The organism is Paracoccus sigandri (assembly GCF_003709565.1).
GTDB lineage: Bacteria > Pseudomonadota > Alphaproteobacteria > Rhodobacterales > Rhodobacteraceae > Paracoccus > Paracoccus siganidrum.
In genome coordinates this window covers 120495-138415 of the sequence record NZ_QNRC01000007.1, presented here as the reverse complement: position 1 = coordinate 138415, position 17921 = coordinate 120495, and the positions used below count along the sequence as shown (strand labels likewise).

The following is a 17921-nucleotide window of genomic DNA, read 5'->3' as shown; positions in this document are numbered from 1 at the left end:
CAGCATGGCTACCGTGCCCGTCAGTGACAGCGAATTCGACGCCGAAGTGCGTCAGGCCGACACCCCCGTGATCGTGGATTTCTGGGCCGAATGGTGCGGCCCCTGCAAGCAGATCGGCCCCGCCCTGGAAGAGCTTTCGGACGAATATGCCGGCAAGGTCAAGATCGTGAAGATCAATGTCGACGAGAACCCGGAACAGGCCGCCGCCCTGGGCGTGCGCGGGATTCCGGCGCTTTTCATGTTCAAGGACGGCGAGGTGGTCTCGAACCGCATGGGCGCCGCGCCCAAGGCGGCGCTGAAAAGCTGGATCGACGAATCGGTCTGATCGCGGCCTGAAAGGAAATGCGGGGGCGGCTGCCTAGACGGGCCAGCCGCCCCTTCTCATGGCCGCCAGCATCCGCTGCGGCGCGTCCGGCGCCATCATGTCGATGCTGCTGCGGCGCAGGAACCAGTCCAGATAGGCGGCGAAATCGGGGCGGTGGCCGGGGGCGCGGGCCAGGGCCTGTTCCGCGCCCAGCTCTGCCACGTTCAGCGCGATATGGTGGAAATCGACCTGCCCGAACAGCACCGCGGGCTTGCCCAGGATGAAGCCGTCCAGCGCCACCGCGCTGTTCTGGGTGGCCACGAAGGCGCAGTCGCGCAACAGCCGCATCGTGTCGCCGCCCAGGGTCAGGTTCGGGTGGCGCGCAGCAAGGCGGTCCAGCGCGGCCATGTCCTGGGCGTCGTAGCTTTCCTTCGGATGCAGGGTCGCGACGCAGGGGCGGCCGGTGCGGGCCACGGCCTCGACCATCGCGACAGGGCTCATGGCCTGGAAGCTGCGCTGCTTGCGGATCCGGCCCTGCAGCGGGATCAGCACATGCGCGCCCCGCTGCGGATCGGGCCCCGGCAGCACGCGGCCCCGCAGGCGCAGGGCGAAATCCTCGGCCCCGGCCGGGTCGATGGCGCCGGGGTCGAAACGCGCCTTCGCCACCGGCCAGCGCCAGCGTTCGGCCACCCGCTCCAGCCGCCAGAAGGGATAGTGATAGGCCAGCCGGAAGGTCAGCGCCGCGGCATGGCTGGGCTTTTCCATGTGATAGAGCGCGTGGCCGGGCCGGCCGGGGGCCTCGGCCCGCGCCGCGTCGCCCGAGCGGTGGATCGCCACCTGCCAGCCCCGTGCCTCGACCAGGTCGCGCAACAGGTTGAGGAATTTCAGCTTTCCGGCCCGCGCGGTTTGCAGCATCGGGTCATGCAGGTAGATGTTCAGGGGCACGGGCTGGCGCATGGCGGCAGGCTAGGACGGCGGGCTTCGCGGTTCAACGGGTTGCAGAGCGGCGCCGGCCTTCATATCTGGGCGCAAGGAATGGAGGCCCTGATGGCGGAAGACAGATTTCCCGGCTGGCACGGAACGACGATCCTGGCGGTGCGGCGCGGCGGCAAGGTGGTGGTCGCGGGCGACGGACAGGTCAGCGTCGGGCAGACGGTGATGAAGGGCACGGCGCGCAAGGTGCGCCGCCTGACGCCCGGCGGGCGCGACGTGGTGGTGGGCTTCGCCGGATCGACCGCCGATGCCTTCACCCTGCTGGAGCGGCTGGAGAAGAAGCTGGAGGCCGCGCCGGGCCAGCTGCAGCGCGCCTGCGTCGACCTGGCCAAGGACTGGCGCATGGACAAGTATCTGCGCAACCTGGAGGCCATGCTGATCGTCACCGACGGGCGCGACCTGCTGGTCGTGACCGGCGCCGGCGACGTGCTGGAGCCCGAGCATGACGTGGCCGCCATCGGCTCGGGCGGGAATTTCGCGCTGGCCGCGGCGCGGGGATTGCTGGAAAGCGGGCTGGATGCGGAGGCGGTGGCGCGCAAGGCGATGGCGATCGCCGCCGATATCTGCGTCTATACCAATGGCAAGCTGACGGTCGAGACGCTGGAGGCCAAGGGGGCGGAAGGGTAAGGGGGCGCTGCCCCCTCGGCCCGTGCCGGGCCTCACCCCCGAGGTATTTGTGCAACAGAGAAAGCCAGTCGAGGCAGAAGAATGACCGATTTGACCCCGCGCGAGATCGTTTCCGAACTGGATCGCTTCATCATCGGGCAGAAGGACGCGAAGCGCGCCGTGGCCGTGGCCTTGCGCAACCGCTGGCGCAGGAAGCAGCTGGGCGACGATCTGCGCGACGAGGTCTATCCCAAGAACATCCTGATGATCGGGCCGACCGGCGTCGGCAAGACCGAGATCAGCCGGCGGCTGGCCAAGCTGGCCAATGCGCCCTTCATCAAGGTCGAGGCGACCAAGTTCACCGAGGTGGGCTATGTCGGCCGCGACGTGGAACAGATCATCCGCGACCTGACCGACGCCGCCATCGTCGAGACGCGCGAGCGGATGCGCGAGGAGGTCAAGGCCCGCGCGCATAAATCGGCCGAGGAGCGGGTGATCGAGGCCCTGGCCGGGACGGATGCGCGCGAGGGCACCCGCCAGATGTTCCGCGACAAGCTGAAGCGCGGCGAACTGGACGACACGGTGATCGAGCTGGAGGTGCAGGACAATTCCAATCCCTTCGGCATGATGGAGATTCCGGGCCAGCCCGGCGGCGCCATGGGCGGCATGATGGACCTGTCGGGGCTGATGAAGGCCTTCGGCGGCCGGCGGGTGCGGCGCAAGGTGACGGTCGCGGAAAGCTATGAGCTGCTGATCGCCGAGGAGGCCGACAAGCTGCTGGACGACGAGGCGGTGAAGGCCGCCGCGCTGGATTCGGTGCAGGAGAACGGCATCGTCTTCATCGACGAGATCGACAAGGTCTGCGCCCGCGCCGAAGCCCGCGGCGGCGATGTCAGCCGCGAGGGGGTGCAGCGCGACCTTCTGCCGCTGATCGAGGGCACCACGGTCTCGACCAAATACGGGCCGGTCAGGACCGACCATATCCTGTTCATCGCCTCGGGCGCGTTCCATGTCGCGAAACCCAGCGACCTGTTGCCGGAACTGCAGGGCCGGCTGCCGATCCGGGTCGAGCTGCGCGCCCTGACCGAGGAGGATTTCATCCGCATCCTGACCGAGACCGACAATGCCCTGACGCGCCAGTATACCGCGCTGATGGCGACCGAGAAGGTCGAGGTCGGCTTTACCGAGGACGGCATCGCCGCCCTGGCCCGGATCGCCGCCGAGGTGAACGGCGCGGTCGAGAATATCGGCGCGCGGCGCCTGTACACGGTGATCGAGCGGGTCTTCGAGGAACTGTCCTTCAGCGCCCCCGACAAGGGCGGTGAGGCGGTCAGCGTCGATGCCGCCTATGTCGAGGAGCGGCTGGGCGACCTGGCGCGCTCGACCGACCTGTCGCGCTACGTCCTTTAAGGGAACCGCGGCCCTGCTGGCGTGTTGATCCCTCGCGTCAGCAGGAGGGCCATCATGGGTTACGTCTTCGGGATCATCATCTTCGTCCTGGATGTCTGGGCGATCGCCTCGGTCATCAATACCAACGAGACCACGGGCACCAAGATCCTGTGGATCGCGCTGATCGCGATCCTGCCGGTGCTGGGGCTGATCATCTGGTATTTCATGGGGCCGAAGGCGAATTATTCGTCCTGACCGGCTATCTCCGCAGATAGACGTAATAGGCGCCCTCGCCCCCGTGGCGGTAATGGGCGGCGCTGACCTGCTGGACGACGCCCGACAGGGGCGGCACATGCAACCAGTGCGGCACCTGGTGGCGCAGCGCGCCGGGGCGGGTCGGCAGGGGGCCGTGATCGCCCCTGCCCTTGCCGGTGATGACCAGCACCAGCCGCAGGCCCGCCCCCTGGCAGGACAGGATGAAGCGGATCAGTTCCGGATGGGCGGCGGCCAGCGTCATGCCATGCAGGTCCAGCCGGGCCTCGGGGCGCAGCCTGCCCTGGCGCATCCGCTTGTGGGTCTTGTGATCCATGCGCAGCGGCGCCTCGGCCAGGCGCTCGGCCGGGGTGGGCGCGCGGCCTGGGGCCGGGCCGGGCGGCAAGGCGGTCTGGCCGATGTGGAAGGCGGGCGGCAGATCGGCGGCGAAGCGCGGGGCCGGCGCGGCGGCGGGCTTGCGTTTCGGCGCGGGTTCGGGCGGCGGGTCGGACCGGCCCTGCGGATGCAGCGGCACCGCGCTGCGTGCAACGCGGGACCAGAGCTCTTTCTCCTCGTCGGAAAGCCCGCGCTTCCGGGCCATCAGCCGGTCGCGACAAGCTGCCAGTTGGGATCGTCCTGGCCCATGCGGCGGGCGAAGGTCCAGGTGTCGCGCTGCTTGGTGGGGACGCGCGGATCGCCCTCGATCACGTTGCCCTCGGCATCGCGGGTGGCGGCGATCAGTTCGCCCAGGAAGCGGACCGAGATCTCGGCCATGCCGGTCGAGGGGTCGAATTCGGCATTGGCCAGCGAGGTTTCGCGGGTGCCCAGATATTGCGCCTCGACCTTGTGGCCCTTGGCGGCGCGCTGGTCGATCACCGACTGGAAGGCCTCGGCCACGGGCTCGGCCAGGAAGGGCCGGACCTCGGACAGGTCGCCCCGCTCGAAGGCCATCAGGATCATTTCATAGGCGGATTTCGAGCCGGTCAGGAAATCGCGCACCCCGAAAGAGGGCTCGGCGCGCTTCATCGCGGCCAGCGCCTCGGCCTGCGGGCTGCCGGGCTCGGCATGGTCGGTGATGTCGGGATCGCCTTCCTCGGCGGAACCGTCGATCACCTCGAAACGGCGGCGGTTCGGCTCGGGCGCGTCGACCTTGGGCGGCTCGTACCCGTCGCGCGTGCCCAGCACGTTGCGCAGGCGCAGGATCAGGAAGATCGCGATCCCCGCCAGGACGAGCAACTGGATCAACGCGTTGGACATTCGGGCAACCTCAATTCTATGCGCGTCTGCTGGTATATTCGGACTGGTCCATTATGTAGGGTCTGGGTCGGGCCAAGTCCAGTTGCAGTCCCGACAGGAAGGGGAATTCTCATGTGGCTTTTCTGGCTGTTTCTTGCCCTGCCCATCATCGAGATCGCGCTGTTCATCCAGGTCGGCGGAGCGATCGGGCTGTGGCCCACCCTGGCGCTGGTGCTGATCGCGGCCGTCCTTGGCCTTGCGGTGATGCGCGCGCAGGGCGCCCATGCGGTGGCCGAGCTTCAGCGCAGCATGAACGAGCTGCGCGATCCGGCCCGGCCGATGGCGCATGGCGCGCTGATCATGCTGGGCGGGCTTCTGCTGCTGATTCCCGGCTTCTTCACCGATGCGGTCGGGCTTCTGCTGCTGATTCCACCGGTGCGAGAGCTGATCATGCGGCGTATTGCCGCGCGGGTCCGGGTCAGCCATGTCTCGATGCAATCGGGCACATACAAGCAGGATCCCTATCGCCCGCCCTTCGCGGACGGGGTGATCGACGGCGACTATGTCGACGAGGACGAATTGCGCGAGCGGCAGGAGGCCGGGGACCAGCCGCCCCCACCCGATGCTCCATTGCCGCCGCCGCGCCGGGGCGGTTCGGGCTGGACACGGCATTGAGGCGCCCTGCCCGGCCTGATACAACACCAAGCGAAATCGCATTCAAAAGGGAAGAACATGGCCGAAGACAGCCAGACCAACGGCACCGCCGCCACGGCAGAGGCCCAACCGCAGCCCGTCCGGATGCAGATCCTGGCGCAATATATCCGCGACCTGTCCTTCGAGAACGCGGTCGCGCAGAAGGGCGCGCCCACGGGCGAGGTCGCACCGGAAGTCTCGGTCCAGGTCAGCCTGGACGCCCGCAAGCGCGGGACCGAGCATCAATATGAGGTGATCTCGAAATTCCGCGTCACCTCGAAGAACAAGGCCGACGAGCAGACGCTGTTCCTGGCCGAGCTGGACTATGGCGGGGTCTTCCATGTCGAGGGCGTGCCGGAAGACCAGCTGCACCCCTTCCTGATGATCGAATGCCCCCGGATGCTGTTCCCCTTCGTGCGCCGCATCATCGCCGATCTGACCCGCGACGGCGGCTTCCCGCCCTTCAACATGGATCCGATCGACTTCGTGGCGCTGTATCGCCAGGAACTGGCGCGCCGCGCCCAGGCCCAGGCGGCGGCGGCGCAGGTGCCGGCCGACCAGAAACTGTCCTGACGGCCGCCGATGGCCGCCAGACCAAGGCGCGCCTGGCAGCGGATGCTGTCGGGCCGCCGGCTCGATCTTCTCGATCCCACGCCACTCGATATCGAGATCGGCGACATAGCCCACGGGCTGGCCTTCGTCGCCCGCTGGAACGGCCAGACCCAGGGCGACTGGCCCTATTCCGTGGCCGAACACGCGCTGCTGGTCGAGAGCATCTTTTCCCGGATCGAACCCGCCGCCGGCCCGCAATGGCAATTGGCGGCGCTGCTGCACGATGCGCCGGAATATGTCATCGGCGACATGATCTCGCCGGTGAAGGCGGCGCTGGGGCAGGAATACGGCGCCATGGACGAGCGCCTGGCGGCGGCGATCCATCGCCGCTTCGGCCTGCCCGCCGCGCTGCCCGTGGCGGTCAGGAAACGCATCAAGACCGCCGACCGGATCTCGGCCCGGCTGGAGGCGGTGCAGATCGCCGGCTTCACGGAAACCGAGGCGCGCCGCCTGTTCCCGATCCCGAACGAGCATATCCTGTCGGATCTTGAAATCCGCCTGCGGCCCCCTGCCGAGGTGCGCGCGGCCTTCCTGCATCGTCACGCGGAATTGATCGCACGCATGGACGAAACCGCCCGCTGAGCCCTGCCCGGCGGGCTGGAACAAGGGGCCATCGATGCGACGGCCCCCTTAGCCGGTCAGATCAGCATGTCTTCCAGCTGCTTGCCGTTTTCCAGGTTCTCGACGATCCAGCGCGGTTTGCGGCCGCGGCCGGTCCAGGTCATGGTCGGATCGTCGGGATTGGCGTATTTCGGCGCGACGGTGCCCGCGCGGCGCGTCTTGCCGCCGGTCAGGTCGGCCAGGTTGAAGCCGTGAACGCGCGCCGCCTCTTCCACGGCGGCAAGGGCTTCGCGACGCTTGCGGTCCTCATAGGAATTGATGGCGCGATCCAGCTTGGCGCGCAGGTCGCGCATTTCCTTCAGCGACATCTTGTCAAAGTCGAGTGGCATTTTTCCATTCCATCACATTCTGGGGTATTGGTAACGGAAAAATATTATCACCATTCCTGAATTTCAACCTGCCGTTTTGTTTACTTGGGACCGCGCTTGGCAAGAATTCGCTGGAGGGTTCTGCGATGCATATGCAAACGCCGCGCGGTTTCGCTGACATTGCGGTCGCATTGCTCATAAACCCGTTGAATATGTTCCCATCTTACCCGGTCGGCCGACATCGGCTTTTCCGGCGGCGGCGGCAGAAGCTCACTGCTGGAGAGAAGGGCTGACGTGACGTCATTTGCGTCGGCGGGTTTGGAAAGATAATCGGTCGCGCCCATTTTCACCGCCGCGACCGCCGTCGCGATGGCGCCGTATCCGGTCAGCACGATGATCCGCGCATCCGCCCGCGCCTCGCGCAACGCCTCGACCACGTCCAGCCCGCTGCCATCCTCCAGCCGCAAATCGATCACCGCATAGGCGGGCGGCGTCTGGGCGATGTGGCGCATCGCCTCGGCGACGCTCAGCACCGTCTGCGGCTGGAAGCCGCGTTTCTCCATCGCCCGCGCCAGCCGCGTCACGAAGATCTCGTCATCGTCCACCAGCAGCAGCGAAGCGTCGGGTCCGATCTGTTCTGCGTAGTTTTCAGCCATGATATGCCCTCATCATGCCGGTCTAGGCGGAAACCGCCAGCGGGTCAAATGCGCTCAGGATGCCGCGCGGAGGAAACAGCCCGCGCGATCGGCCATATCCTCGAGCGACATGGCATTGGGAAAATATTCGACGGTCCGGTTTCCCGGCATGACAAGGAACGTATTGGTCATGTGATCCACCAGGTAATATTCCTTATCCTCCTCGTCATGGGCCTTGTAATAATTGCGCCAGCCCCTGTTCACGGCGGCGATCTCTTCCTCGCTGCCGGTCAGGCCGACCATTCCCTCGCCGAACTGGGCGGTAAAATCGGCCATCACCTCGGGCGTATCCCGGCGCGGATCGACGGTAATCATCACCGATTGCGTCTCCAGCCCCTGATCTTTCAGTATCTCGACGGCCAGGTCATTGCGGGCGACATCCATCGGGCAGACATCCGGGCAGAAAGTATAGCCGAAATAAAGCAGGGACGGCTTGTCGAAGACCTGGCCGTCGGTCACGCGCCGGTTTTCCTGGTCGGTCAGGGTGAAGGCGGTGCCGAAGGCCTCCATCCCGCCGCCGGCGCTGCTGCCGCGGCACTGGGCGAATTCGTCGCCCGCCGATCTCAGCGCCAGGAAGGCGCCGCCCGCCGCCAGCACCGCGACCGCCGCAAGGCTGCCCATCATCAGTATCCGCCGCTCGGCCATCCTGGTCTTCCTTCCGTGAACCGGCGAATTGATCGCGCATCGCCCCGGCGGTATCAAGGCGGCAATGTCGCAAGCAGATGAGGCGCGAATGACCCCGTCCCCCGCGCCACCCCGCGCCGTCAGCCTGTCCGAGACCCCGCAGGCCGAGCCGATCCGGATCCGCACCCTGGCGCTGCTGCGCTGGTTCGCCATCGCCGGGCAGCTGGCGGCGGTGACCGTCGCCTGGAGCATGGGCATCAGCTTCGCGATGGCGCCGGTGCTGGCGCTGATCGCGGCGGCGGCGGCGATGAACCTGTGGCTGTTCTTGCAGCCGCCCTCGCGGACCTCGCCCCGGCAGGCGCTGATCCAGCTGGGCTTCGATCTGGCGCAGATCTCGGCGCTGATGGCGCTGACCGGCGGCCTTGCCAATCCCTTCGCGCTGCTGGTGCTGGCGCCGGTGACGATCGCCGCGACCTCGCTGAACGTGCGCCAGACGCTGGCGCTGGGGCTGGCGACGATGGCGCTGATCACCCTGGCGGGCATCTTCGCGCTGCCGCTGCACGATGCCAGCGGGACCGAGCTGTCGCTGGCGCCGATCCTGGCGCTGGGGCATTGGGTGGCGCTGATGATCGGGGTGATGTTCTTCGCCGGCTATGCCCATCGCGTCACCGGAGAGCTTGCGGCGACCTCGAACGCGCTCTTCGCCACGCAGATGGCGCTGGCGCGCGAACAGCGGCTGCAGCACCTGGGCGGCGTGGTCGCCGCCGCCGCGCACGAGCTGGGCACGCCGCTTGCCACCATCAAGCTGATCGCGGCCGAGCTGGCGGACGAGTTGGCGGACCGCCCGGACCTGCAGCAGGACCTGGCCGACCTGCGCGGCTCGGCCGAGCGCTGCGGCGCGATCCTGAAATCCATGGGCCGGGCGGGCAAGGACGACCTGCTGCTGCGCGTGGCGCCGCTGCGCGTCGTGCTGGAGGACGCGGCCGAGCCCCATGCCGGGCGCGGCCGCGATGTCCGCATCATCGCCCCCGACCTGGACATCCACCGCGACCCGGCGGTGATCCACGCCCTGCGCAACCTGATCCAGAACGCGGTGGATTTCGCCGGCTCTCGCGTGGTGATCGAGGCCGTGGCCGACGCAACGCACCTGCGCGTGACCATCCGCGACGACGGGCCGGGCTATCCGCCGGCGCTGCTGGCGCGGATCGGCGACCCCTACCTGACCGGCCGCCGCGGCAGCGAAGCGCGGGGCGGCTATGAAGGCATGGGGCTGGGCCTGTTCATCGCCAAGACGCTCCTGGAACGCTCGGGCGCGGTGCTGGCCTTCAGCAATGCCCAGCCCGGCGCCGTGGTCGAGGTCTGCTGGCCGCTGGAGCGGATCCTGGCCGACAGCCGCGCCGCCCTGGGGGAAAACCCGCATCACGACCCCTGATTGTCGAATTCGCTTAACCTTCTTTTAAATCTTCCGCTCTTATGGTGGCGTAAATGGTAGAAGGGTTGTCCCGGTGGATCATCAGGGGTTCTATGTTGCGGCGCTCGCGCTGCTGGCCGGCACGGCATCGGTTCTTCTGGCCATCGCCCTGATCCGGCTCTGGGATCGCTGGCGCCGCCCCCGGCCGGGCGCGCGGCTGCTGGAATCGCCGCTGCAGCCGATGATCTTCCTGTTTCGCGACCGCAGGCTGCTGGACGCCACCGCCCCGGCCCGGCACCTTCTGGAACGGATCGGCGCGCCCGACAGCGACTGGGCGCGGCTGGCCGGCTGGATCGGTCCGCGCTTTCCGGGCCTGGACCTTGTCGGTCGCGTCGCCGCCGAAACCCGTATCGAGGTCGAGGGCGAAACCGGCGCCGGCAGCGCCCGCCTGCGGCTTCTGGCCGAGGACCTGGGCGAGGGGGTGCTGCGCATCACCCTGACCGACCCCGAGGCCGACCATGCCGGCATCGTCGTCGATTCCCTGTCCCAGCAGGCGATGGAGGAGGAGCTGGAACTGCTGCGCCGCGCCCTGGACCAGACGCCGATGCTGGTCTGGCGGCAGGATGCGCAGGACCGGATCACCTGGGCCAATGCCGCCTATCTGCGCCGGGCCGAGACCCTGTCGGAGGGCGAGCTGGGCTGGCCGCTGCCACGGCTGCTGGACAGTCCCAAGCCCGTTCCCGGCGCCGGGACCAGCACCCGCCGCGCGCCGCTGGAATCCGATGGCGTCGTCTCGTGGTATGATTGTCACAGCCATGCGGCCGGCGATCAGGTGATGATGTTCGCCCTGCCCGCCGATGCCGCCGTCCGCGCCGAACGCAGCCTGCGCGAATTCGTCCAGACCCTGACCAAGACCTTCGCCGACCTGCCCATCGGCCTGGCGATCTTCGACCGGCAGCGCAACCTGCAGCTGTTCAACCCGGCGCTGATCGACCTGACCGGCCTGCCGACGGGTTTCCTGACCGCACGCCCGACGCTGTTCGACTTCCTGGACAGGCTGCGCGAGATGCGCATGGTGCCCGAGCCCAGGGATTTCCGCAGCTGGCGCCAGCAGATGAACAACCTGGAATCCGCCGCCGCCACCGGCCACCATGTCGAGACCTGGTCGCTGCCGGGCGGGCAGACCTATCGCGTGACCGGCCGGCCGCATCCCGACGGGGCGGTGGCCTTCCTGTTCGAGGACATCACCTCGGAAATCTCGCTGACCCGCAAGTTCCGGGCCGAGCTGCTGCTGGGCACGCATGTGCTGAACGGCATCGAGGACGCGCTGGCCGTCTTTGGAACCGGCGGCCAGCTTGCGATCAGCAACGAGGCCTATGACCGGCTCTGGGGCGAGAAGAGCGCCAGCCTGCCGGAGGCGCTGCAGCTGTGGCGCAGCCGGATCGAACCGGGTCCGGGCTTTGCCGCGCTGGGGCAGGCGCTGTCGCTGCCCGAGGGCGAGCCGCAGGACCAGGGGGCGATGTCGGGACCCGACGGGCGCCTGCTGGGCTGGACCGTGACGCGGCTTGGCGGCGGGCGGCGGATGGTGCGATTCCGCGCCCCCGAGCTGCGGCAGGAGCGCGAGGCGGAAGCGGCCGGGAACGGCCATGCGCCGGCCGAAGCCCGCGCCGATCTTGCGGTGGCCGGCCAGAAGTGACCCACCCGCGGCCGAGCGATCCCCTGCCGGACCGCCGCGCGTCACCGCCGGCGCGGCGTCAGTAGTCGCGCTCGAAATAGATGCCGAGCGTGCTGTTGCCGTCGCTGCCCACCGATCCGCGCGCGCGCAGGGTATCGGTGACATCCAGGTTCAGGTTGATCGTGCTCTTGCCGTCATCGCCGACCGCGACATCGGTATAGAGGTTCTCGGACAGGTACTTGCCCGCCCGGACCTGGACATTGCCGTCATCGTCGGTGCCCACGTCCAGATCGTCCAGCCCGACCTGGTTGCGCAGGTTGCCGACGATTCCCTCGCCGCCGCGCCCGGCCAGGACCGCGATCGCGTTGGCCAGCTGCGCCGCCTGAAGCGGGCTGATATTGTCCAGCCCGCGCCGGAACAGCAGCTGCGACAGGACCTCTTCCTGCGGCAGTTCGGGCGAGGATTCGAAGGTGATCTCGGGGTCGCGGATCTCGCCGTCGATGATGATCCGCGTGGTGATGCCGTCCTGGTCGGTCTCGGCAACCAGGCGGACCACCGGGATCATGCTGCCCTGAAGCTCGACCAGCCCCTCGGTCAGGTCGAAGCGCTTGCCAAGCAGGTCCACCCGGCCGCGGATCAGTTCGAAATGGCCGATGGGAATCACGTTCCGCGTCGTGCCCTGGACCTGCAGGCTGCCGCCCATTTCCGCATCGACGCCCCGACCGCGGATGAAGATCCGGTTCGGCGCGTTGATCTGCAGGTCCAGCCGCGGCGGCGCGGCCGGCGGGGTCGAGGGCGGCGCCGCCATCCCCGCGTCGCGCGACGCCTCGCTGGGATAGGGCTCCAGCCCGGCCTTGGCCCGCGTCGCCCGCACCGGCCTGGTATCGCCCACATGGTTGATGTCGGGGATCGCCTTCGCCCCGCCAAGCCCGGTCGAGGGGATGCGGAACTCGGTCTCGCCCAGGTCGATGCGGCCCGACAGCAGCGGGCCCCCGGCCATGGCGCCCGCCAGCCGCACCTGCCCGGAAATCAGCGTTTCATACAGGTTCGGGTCGCGCGCCACGACATTGTCCAGCACCACGCCGATATCCAGCGTCCGGGCGTTCAGGTCGACCGGCCCGCTGATCGTCATCCGCCCGCCCGCCGAGATGTTGGCGCTGCCGTCCAGCTGGATGCGCCCGCCCTGCAGGCCGGCGGTCACGTCCAGCTGCTCCATGCGGATGCCCAGGCCCGGCTCGGCCAGCCCGCCATTCTGCAGCCGCACCTGGCCCGAAAGCGCCTCCAGCGAGGGCGCGCCGTTCAGCCGCAGGTCCAGCGTCACCGGACCCTCGATGCTGCGGGTGCGCAGGAAGGGATTGGCGATCCGCGCATCGGTGCTGCCGGTGATCGCCAGGTCGGCGGTCGAGAAATTCCGCGCGGCGGTCCCGGAAACCGACAGCTGCGTCGGCCCCGGCGCATTGCCGTTCAGGTCGATCACGAAATTCGGCCCGCTTTCGCGCAGCGTGCCGGTGACGGTCGCGGCGCCGGGAAATTCCGGCAGCAGCAGCCGCAGATCTGCCAGCCGCGCATCGACATTCACGCCCGATGCCGGATCGCCCTGCGCCGAGACCTGCAGCTGCGGGTTGTTCACCTGCAGCCGCTGGACCGAGATCCCGGCCTGCGACTGGCTGGCCGCCAGGTCGAAGCTGGTCTGGCCGCCCAGCAGCGGATCGACGCGCGGCTGGCCGACCGACAGCCCGCTGGCGCTGCCAGTGGCGGTGATGCGGCGCTGGCCGCCCTCGTCCACCACCGTCGCCTGCGCGTTCAGCGCCCCGCGAATGCCGTTGCCCAGGAAACGCAGGTCGCCCGCGTCCAGCCTGGCCGACAGATCGGTCGCCGCCGGGCCGACGGTGCCGGTCGCCTCGGCCGTCAGGCGCGGGTTCTCGACCTGCGCCTGCTCGATGGTGAAGACGCCGTCGCGCTCGATCCCGCGAACGGCCAGCCGGGTCTCGCCGACCAGCGCGCCGTCGACCTGCGCCTGCCCGAAGGAGAGGTCGCGGCCCAGCCCGGTCACCTCCAGCCGCCGGCTGCCGTCGCCGGTCTCGCGGAACGCGGCGTCGGCATCCAGCGAGCCGCGCCAGCCCGGCCCGAAAGAGGCCAGCGAGCGGATGTCCAGCCGCGCGATCACGTCGGTGACGCCCTCGCCATAGGTGCCCTCGGCCACGGCATCGACCTGGTCGTTGGTCAGCCGCGCGTCGCGCAATGTGATCACGCCCTGCCGTTCCTCGGCCAAGAGCTTCAGCTGGGTCGTGCCGGTCAATGCGCCGTCCACGTTCTGCTGCCCCAGCGACAGGTCCTGGCCGCTGCCGGTCAGGTCGATGAAGCGGGTCCCGTCCCGTTCGGTCAGCGCCGCCTGGGCCTGGAAGCCGCCCGACCAGCCGCGCCCCAGCACGCCCAGGTCCGGGACCGACAGCTGCGCCTGCGCATCCAGCGCGCCGGGCGCGAAACTGCCCTGGCCCGCGGCGTTCAGCTGCGGATTGGCCAGCGAGAAGGTTTCCAGCGCATAGCCGTCGGGGGTCTCGTTCGCGACCGCGCGCAGGCGGGTCTGGCCCTGAAGCGCGCCGTCGACCTCGGCGATGCCGATCTGCAGGTCGGTGGCCTCGCCCGTCACTTCCAGCCGGCGGCTGCCGCTGGGGCCGGTCAGATGGGCATTGGCGCTAAGCGCGCCGCCGAAATCCTCGCCCGCATCGGCCAGATCGGTCAGCGCGACCCGCGCCGTCACGTCGCTGGCATTGCTGTTCAGATAGCCCTCGGCCTGCAGATCCAGCCTTTCGCCATCGACCGCCAGCTCGGTCAGCTCGATGCCGGTCGAATCGCGCCGCGCATCCAGCCGGATCGTCGATTGCCCGGCCAGCAGCCCGTCCAGCTGTTCCTGCCCGACCGAGATGTCGGTGCCGTTCACCTGCAGATCGACGTCGAATTCGCGGCTGAGAACAACGTAATAGCCCGTCAGCTCGGCATCGGCGCGGCCGGTCACGGGACGGTCGGCCAGCGTGGACAGGCGCGTCAGGTCCTCGTAGCGCGCATCCATATAGGCCGAGACGGTGATGCCGCCCGACAGGCCCGACATCAGCACATAGCCCGACATCCCGTAATCCGAGCCGTCGACGGTCACTTCGGACAGCTCCAGCGCATTGCCGGGGGTGAAATTGAACCGCGTCACGCCGGTGATCGCCTCGCCCACGGCCTGGGCCATGCCGGGATCGGCGAATTCCATCCCGCGCGTGCCGAACTCGATCTGCCCGGTCACGCTGTCCAGCGCGCCCTCGGTCAGCGCGACCTCGCCGGCGCCGTCCAGGATCAGCTCGCCGAAGGACAGGTCGCCCTGGTCCAGCTCGCCGATCCGGCCGGCCAGGGTCCAGCCCTGACCCTGCGCCGCATCATATTGCAGTTCAAGACGGCCGCTTTCGACGGTCGTGTCCTCGCCAAAGGGCAGGGGGACCGGCACCTGGGTCGCGCCCGCGTCGCGGCCAAGCGTCATCAGCAGCTGCGCGCGTTGCGGGGCGTTGCGGTCGTTGGTGGCGAACTCGCCCTCGATCGACAGGGCATCGGTGGTCAGTTGCAGGACCGGCACCTCCAGCCGCCCGGTCTCGCCGCGCCAGCCCTCGGCGCGCAGGCTGGTCTGGCTGCCGAAGAAGGCGCGGTCGTCGGGCGGCAGAAGCGAGGCGACGTCGCCGCCGATCTCCAGCCTGAAGGCGGTGCCCGGCGCGCCCGAGGCATCGGCCTCGGCGGTGGCGCTGACGCTGCCAGTGATGCGGGGCTGGCCGTCGGTCGCCAGCCGGATGTCGGCGGCAAAGCCGTTCAGCGGACCCTCGCCGGTGATCTCGGCGGAAACGGCGGGCTTGTCATAGAGGTCGATCAGGTTGACCAGCAGCCCGTCCGCCGCCTCGTCCAGCGTCAGGTTCAGGTCCAACACCCTGGTTTCGTTGGAATAAGACGTGTCGAGGACGAATTCCCCCCGTGGCCCGTCGACCCGCTGGATGGTCAGCTGCGCATGGCCCTCGCCGCCATCGAGGTTCATGCTGCCGCCGAGGCTGATCGAGGCGGGCAGGCCGATCACCGGCTCGCCCAGGTCCACGCGGGCGGCGTCGATGCGTTCGATATTCACCGCCACCGGCAGGTCGGGCAGGGCGAATTCGCGCGTCTCGGCCTGCGGGCCGGCATCCTCGGTCGCAGGCAGGCGCGGGACGAGGATCTCGTTGGCGGAAAGCTCGGCGATCTCGATGCGGCCGCGCAGCAGGGCCGAGCGGGTCCACTGGATCGCGCCGTCGCGCAGCGTCAGCCAGACGCCGTCCTCGTCGGCGATGGTGATCTGCCGGAAGGTCGCGCGCGAGGAAAGCGCCCCCTGGAAACCCTCGATCACCACCTCGCGGCCCGCGCCCGACAGGTTGCGCTCCAGCAGCCGGGTCAGGAAGCCGCGGTCGTCATCGACCTGTTCCGAGATCTCGGCCGCGGTCTGCGCCCAGACCGCTACGGGCAGGAAAAGCAGGAAAAGACAGATCCAGAACTTGCGCATCAGAATGCCTGCCCCAGCCCAAGGTAAAGCTGCACGCCGTCGCCGGTATCGCCGCCGACCGGGCCGGCCACGTCGAAGCGCAGCGGGCCGATGGGCGTGTCATAGCGCACCCCGATCCCGGCGCCGGAATGGTTGGCGCTGGTCCCCGACCAGCTGCCGTCGTCCCAGACCTGGCCGAAATCGGCGAACAGCACCACGCCGATCCGCTCGCGCACCTGCATCCGCAATTCGGCGTTCAGCGTCGCGATGCTCATGCCGCCGGTCTTGATCGGGCCGTCGGGGCCGGGGATCGCCTCGGCACCCAGCGACTGGTAGGGCTGGCCGCGCACGGTCCCGCCGCCGCCGGAATAGAACAGGTAGTCGCGCGGGGTTTCCTGGATCTCGGTTCCCAGCACCGTGCCCAGCTGCGCCCGGCCCGCCAGCGTGAAGCGGTCGTCCTGACCCAGCGAGTAATAGGCGCGACCCTCGCCCAGCACCTGCGCGCCGCTGCCGGTTTCCCCGAAGCCCTTGAAGGGCACCAGGTCGCCGGACAAATAGAAGCCGCGCTTGGCGTTGTTGGGCTCGTCCCGCTTGTCCCAGGTGACGTCCATCGGCAGGGCCAGGACCTTGAAGTCGGTCCGGCCATTGGCGTCCGTCACCCGAGAGAAGCGATATTGCACGGCGATGTCGGCGACCAGCTCGTCGCTGAAGATGTGGTTGAAGCCCAGGGACAGGCCGGCGGTGTCGGCATCGTAATCCTCTTCCCGCTCGCGCTCGGCCTCCAGCAGCAGATAGGCGGTCGTGTCGGGGGTGATGGTCGCCGGGCGGTCGATGCGCAGGCTGATCCGCTCGTCCCGGCCGCTGTTGTCGGCGCCCATGTCCTTGATCCGGCCCTCGATGCGCAGCCTTTCGCCGCCGCGCAGCAGGTTGCGATGCATCCAGTAGGCCGAGACCATCGCCCCGTCGGTGGTCGAGATCTCGAAGCCCGCGCCCAGACGGCGGGGCTTCTGTTCCACCACGGTCAGGCTCATGTCCATGACGTTGCCGGGGCCCAGGGTGTCGGATTCCTCCAGCGTGATCGCGGAAAAGACCCCGCTGCGGCGCAGGCGCTTGCGGACGTCCTCGACCTTCTCGGGGTCGAAGCGCTCGCCCTCGGGGAAGCCGGCGATCTTTTCCAGCCGGCGCAGGCTGAGCCGCTCTTGCCCCGAGATATGCAGCCTGCCGAAGGTGACGGCGGGGCCGGGATCCAGCGCGATCTGGCTGTCCACGGCGTTCTGGCGGTGGTCAGCGGTGATCTGCTGGCCGGCCACCTCCGCCTTGGCATGGCCGTGATCGCGCCAGCCATCCACCCCGGCCACGGCGGCCGAGCGGATCGTGCCGGTCCCGGCGACCTCGCCCGCGGCATAGCCCGAGGGCAGGTCGGTTTCCGGTGCCACCGGCGCGATGGCCGCGCGCGAGAAGCGGAACTGCGGCCCCGGATCGACGCTGACCACGACCCTGCGCACCACGTCGGGCGCGTCCAGCGGCGCGACCTCGGCGGCCTCGACCCCGTCCAGCGCGATATTGATCAGCGCCGAGTAATATCCCTGGTCATAGAGCGTGCCCAGGATCCGGGCATAGTCGCCGCGCGCCGCGGCCAGCAGGTCCTGGCCCGTCGTGCGGTCCTCGTCCAGGGCGCTGGTCAGCAGCGATCCGTTGCGGATCTGGCGCTCAAGCCCGCCATCGTCGCCGGCGATGCGGAATTCCAGGTCGACCGGGCTGTCGGCCCTGTCGCCGCCGAACAGACCCGAAAAGGGCCACGAGGATTGCGCTAGGGCCGTGCCGGCCCCGCCAAGCGCGATCGTCGCCACACATATCGCCCGCAGATAGGTCCGCATGAAGTCCTGCCCTGACATTCTTGGTTTGCGCCAATAAGAGCAGGATCAGGGTCAGGAATCCAGCAATTGATCCGGCTTTTCACGGCACCCG

17 protein-coding genes are annotated in these 17921 nt (G+C 68.8%); 9 read left to right on the top strand and 8 right to left on the bottom strand.

What is annotated here, in order from left to right; translation table 11 throughout:
* Positions 1-4: 4 nt before the first annotated feature.
* A complete protein-coding gene (trxA, locus tag C9E82_RS08600) occupies positions 5-325 on the top strand; it encodes a thioredoxin (RefSeq protein ID WP_119896418.1) in 321 nt (106 codons plus the stop codon).
* Between the two features lie 33 nt (positions 326-358).
* Here the strand turns inward: trxA and C9E82_RS08595 are convergent, their stop codons facing one another.
* Positions 359-1261 (bottom strand): hypothetical protein, encoded by a 903-nt coding sequence (locus C9E82_RS08595; protein WP_119896419.1) that lies wholly within the window; start codon positions 1259-1261, stop codon positions 359-361.
* Positions 1262-1351: 90 nt separating this feature from the next.
* Between C9E82_RS08595 and hslV the strand changes: the two genes are divergently transcribed.
* From hslV to C9E82_RS08580, 3 genes are all read left to right on the top strand, one after another.
* Positions 1352-1924 (top strand): ATP-dependent protease subunit HslV, encoded by a 573-nt coding sequence (gene hslV / locus C9E82_RS08590; RefSeq protein WP_119896480.1) that lies wholly within the window; start codon positions 1352-1354, stop codon positions 1922-1924.
* Between the two features lie 81 nt (positions 1925-2005).
* Complete coding sequence (hslU, locus tag C9E82_RS08585; protein WP_119896420.1) at positions 2006-3313, top strand: ATP-dependent protease ATPase subunit HslU; 1308 nt, start codon at positions 2006-2008, stop codon at positions 3311-3313.
* A 54-nt stretch (positions 3314-3367) separates the two neighbouring features.
* Positions 3368-3547 carry a PLD nuclease N-terminal domain-containing protein gene (locus tag C9E82_RS08580; protein WP_119896421.1) on the top strand — a complete coding sequence of 60 codons (180 nt, stop codon included), beginning with the start codon at positions 3368-3370 and terminating at the stop codon, positions 3545-3547.
* A 4-nt stretch (positions 3548-3551) separates the two neighbouring features.
* Here C9E82_RS08580 and C9E82_RS08575 read toward each other — a convergent pair whose 3' ends face one another.
* Both C9E82_RS08575 and C9E82_RS08570 read right to left on the bottom strand, forming a co-directional pair.
* Positions 3552-4145: a Smr/MutS family protein gene (locus C9E82_RS08575; protein WP_119896422.1), complete on the bottom strand. Its 594-nt coding sequence runs from the start codon at positions 4143-4145 to the stop codon at positions 3552-3554.
* Complete coding sequence (locus C9E82_RS08570) at positions 4145-4801, bottom strand: Tim44/TimA family putative adaptor protein (protein ID WP_119896423.1); 657 nt, start codon at positions 4799-4801, stop codon at positions 4145-4147. The genes C9E82_RS08575 and C9E82_RS08570 overlap by 1 nt, the downstream gene beginning before the upstream one ends.
* 111 nt (positions 4802-4912) lie before the next feature.
* Between C9E82_RS08570 and C9E82_RS08565 the strand changes: the two genes are divergently transcribed.
* The 3 genes from C9E82_RS08565 to C9E82_RS08555 are packed head-to-tail and all read left to right on the top strand — an operon-like array spanning position 4913 to position 6667.
* Positions 4913-5455 (top strand): FxsA family protein, encoded by a 543-nt coding sequence (locus tag C9E82_RS08565; protein ID WP_119896424.1) that lies wholly within the window; start codon positions 4913-4915, stop codon positions 5453-5455.
* 57 nt (positions 5456-5512) lie between these two features.
* Positions 5513-6046 carry a protein-export chaperone SecB gene (secB, locus tag C9E82_RS08560; RefSeq protein WP_119896425.1) on the top strand — a complete coding sequence of 178 codons (534 nt, stop codon included), beginning with the start codon at positions 5513-5515 and terminating at the stop codon, positions 6044-6046.
* A 9-nt stretch (positions 6047-6055) separates the two neighbouring features.
* Positions 6056-6667 carry an HD domain-containing protein gene (locus C9E82_RS08555; RefSeq protein ID WP_119896426.1) on the top strand — a complete coding sequence of 204 codons (612 nt, stop codon included), beginning with the start codon at positions 6056-6058 and terminating at the stop codon, positions 6665-6667.
* A 56-nt stretch (positions 6668-6723) separates the two neighbouring features.
* On the opposite strand, the gene C9E82_RS08550 is transcribed toward C9E82_RS08555, so the two are convergent.
* The 3 genes from C9E82_RS08550 to C9E82_RS08540 all read right to left on the bottom strand — a co-directional run bounded on the left by C9E82_RS08550 (position 6724) and on the right by C9E82_RS08540 (position 8354).
* Positions 6724-7035 (bottom strand): H-NS histone family protein, encoded by a 312-nt coding sequence (locus tag C9E82_RS08550; protein ID WP_119896427.1) that lies wholly within the window; start codon positions 7033-7035, stop codon positions 6724-6726.
* Positions 7036-7115: 80 nt separating this feature from the next.
* On the bottom strand, positions 7116-7670 hold the full coding sequence (locus C9E82_RS08545; protein WP_119896428.1) for an ActR/PrrA/RegA family redox response regulator transcription factor: 555 nt from the start codon (positions 7668-7670) through the stop codon (positions 7116-7118).
* A gap of 54 nt (positions 7671-7724) precedes the next feature.
* A complete protein-coding gene (locus C9E82_RS08540; RefSeq protein WP_119896429.1) occupies positions 7725-8354 on the bottom strand; it encodes an SCO family protein in 630 nt (209 codons plus the stop codon).
* An 88-nt stretch (positions 8355-8442) separates the two neighbouring features.
* Between C9E82_RS08540 and C9E82_RS08535 the strand changes: the two genes are divergently transcribed.
* Positions 8443-9765 (top strand): ActS/PrrB/RegB family redox-sensitive histidine kinase, encoded by a 1323-nt coding sequence (locus C9E82_RS08535; RefSeq protein ID WP_240643395.1) that lies wholly within the window; start codon positions 8443-8445, stop codon positions 9763-9765.
* A 73-nt stretch (positions 9766-9838) separates the two neighbouring features.
* Positions 9839-11440 (top strand): PAS-domain containing protein, encoded by a 1602-nt coding sequence (locus C9E82_RS08530; RefSeq protein ID WP_240643396.1) that lies wholly within the window; start codon positions 9839-9841, stop codon positions 11438-11440.
* A gap of 58 nt (positions 11441-11498) precedes the next feature.
* On the opposite strand, the gene C9E82_RS08525 is transcribed toward C9E82_RS08530, so the two are convergent.
* Together C9E82_RS08525 and C9E82_RS08520 are read right to left on the bottom strand one after the other, a co-directional pair.
* The gene (locus C9E82_RS08525; RefSeq protein WP_119896431.1) at positions 11499-15974 is read right to left on the bottom strand and encodes a translocation/assembly module TamB domain-containing protein; all 4476 of its coding nucleotides are present in this window, start codon (positions 15972-15974) and stop codon (positions 11499-11501) included.
* Positions 15974-17830 carry an autotransporter assembly complex protein TamA gene (locus C9E82_RS08520; protein ID WP_119896432.1) on the bottom strand — a complete coding sequence of 619 codons (1857 nt, stop codon included), beginning with the start codon at positions 17828-17830 and terminating at the stop codon, positions 15974-15976. The genes C9E82_RS08525 and C9E82_RS08520 overlap by 1 nt, the downstream gene beginning before the upstream one ends.
* Positions 17831-17921 lie beyond the last annotated feature (91 nt).

Excerpts from the sequence above, each read along its gene's own strand:
- trxA (WP_119896418.1), top strand. The coding sequence starts at position 5 with ATGGCTACCGTGCCCGTCAGTGACAGCGAATTCGACGCCGAAGTGCGT.
- C9E82_RS08595 (WP_119896419.1), bottom strand. The coding sequence starts at position 1,261 with ATGCGCCAGCCCGTGCCCCTGAACATCTACCTGCATGACCCGATGCTG.
- hslV (WP_119896480.1), top strand. The coding sequence starts at position 1,352 with ATGGCGGAAGACAGATTTCCCGGCTGGCACGGAACGACGATCCTGGCG.
- hslU (WP_119896420.1), top strand. The coding sequence starts at position 2,006 with ATGACCGATTTGACCCCGCGCGAGATCGTTTCCGAACTGGATCGCTTC.
- C9E82_RS08580 (WP_119896421.1), top strand. The coding sequence starts at position 3,368 with ATGGGTTACGTCTTCGGGATCATCATCTTCGTCCTGGATGTCTGGGCG.
- C9E82_RS08575 (WP_119896422.1), bottom strand. The coding sequence starts at position 4,145 with ATGGCCCGGAAGCGCGGGCTTTCCGACGAGGAGAAAGAGCTCTGGTCC.
- C9E82_RS08570 (WP_119896423.1), bottom strand. The coding sequence starts at position 4,801 with ATGTCCAACGCGTTGATCCAGTTGCTCGTCCTGGCGGGGATCGCGATC.
- C9E82_RS08565 (WP_119896424.1), top strand. The coding sequence starts at position 4,913 with ATGTGGCTTTTCTGGCTGTTTCTTGCCCTGCCCATCATCGAGATCGCG.
- secB (WP_119896425.1), top strand. The coding sequence starts at position 5,513 with ATGGCCGAAGACAGCCAGACCAACGGCACCGCCGCCACGGCAGAGGCC.
- C9E82_RS08555 (WP_119896426.1), top strand. The coding sequence starts at position 6,056 with ATGGCCGCCAGACCAAGGCGCGCCTGGCAGCGGATGCTGTCGGGCCGC.
- C9E82_RS08550 (WP_119896427.1), bottom strand. The coding sequence starts at position 7,035 with ATGCCACTCGACTTTGACAAGATGTCGCTGAAGGAAATGCGCGACCTG.
- C9E82_RS08545 (WP_119896428.1), bottom strand. The coding sequence starts at position 7,670 with ATGGCTGAAAACTACGCAGAACAGATCGGACCCGACGCTTCGCTGCTG.
- C9E82_RS08540 (WP_119896429.1), bottom strand. The coding sequence starts at position 8,354 with ATGGCCGAGCGGCGGATACTGATGATGGGCAGCCTTGCGGCGGTCGCG.
- C9E82_RS08535 (WP_240643395.1), top strand. The coding sequence starts at position 8,443 with ATGACCCCGTCCCCCGCGCCACCCCGCGCCGTCAGCCTGTCCGAGACC.
- C9E82_RS08525 (WP_119896431.1), bottom strand. The coding sequence starts at position 15,974 with ATGCGCAAGTTCTGGATCTGTCTTTTCCTGCTTTTCCTGCCCGTAGCG.
- C9E82_RS08520 (WP_119896432.1), bottom strand. The coding sequence starts at position 17,830 with ATGCGGACCTATCTGCGGGCGATATGTGTGGCGACGATCGCGCTTGGC.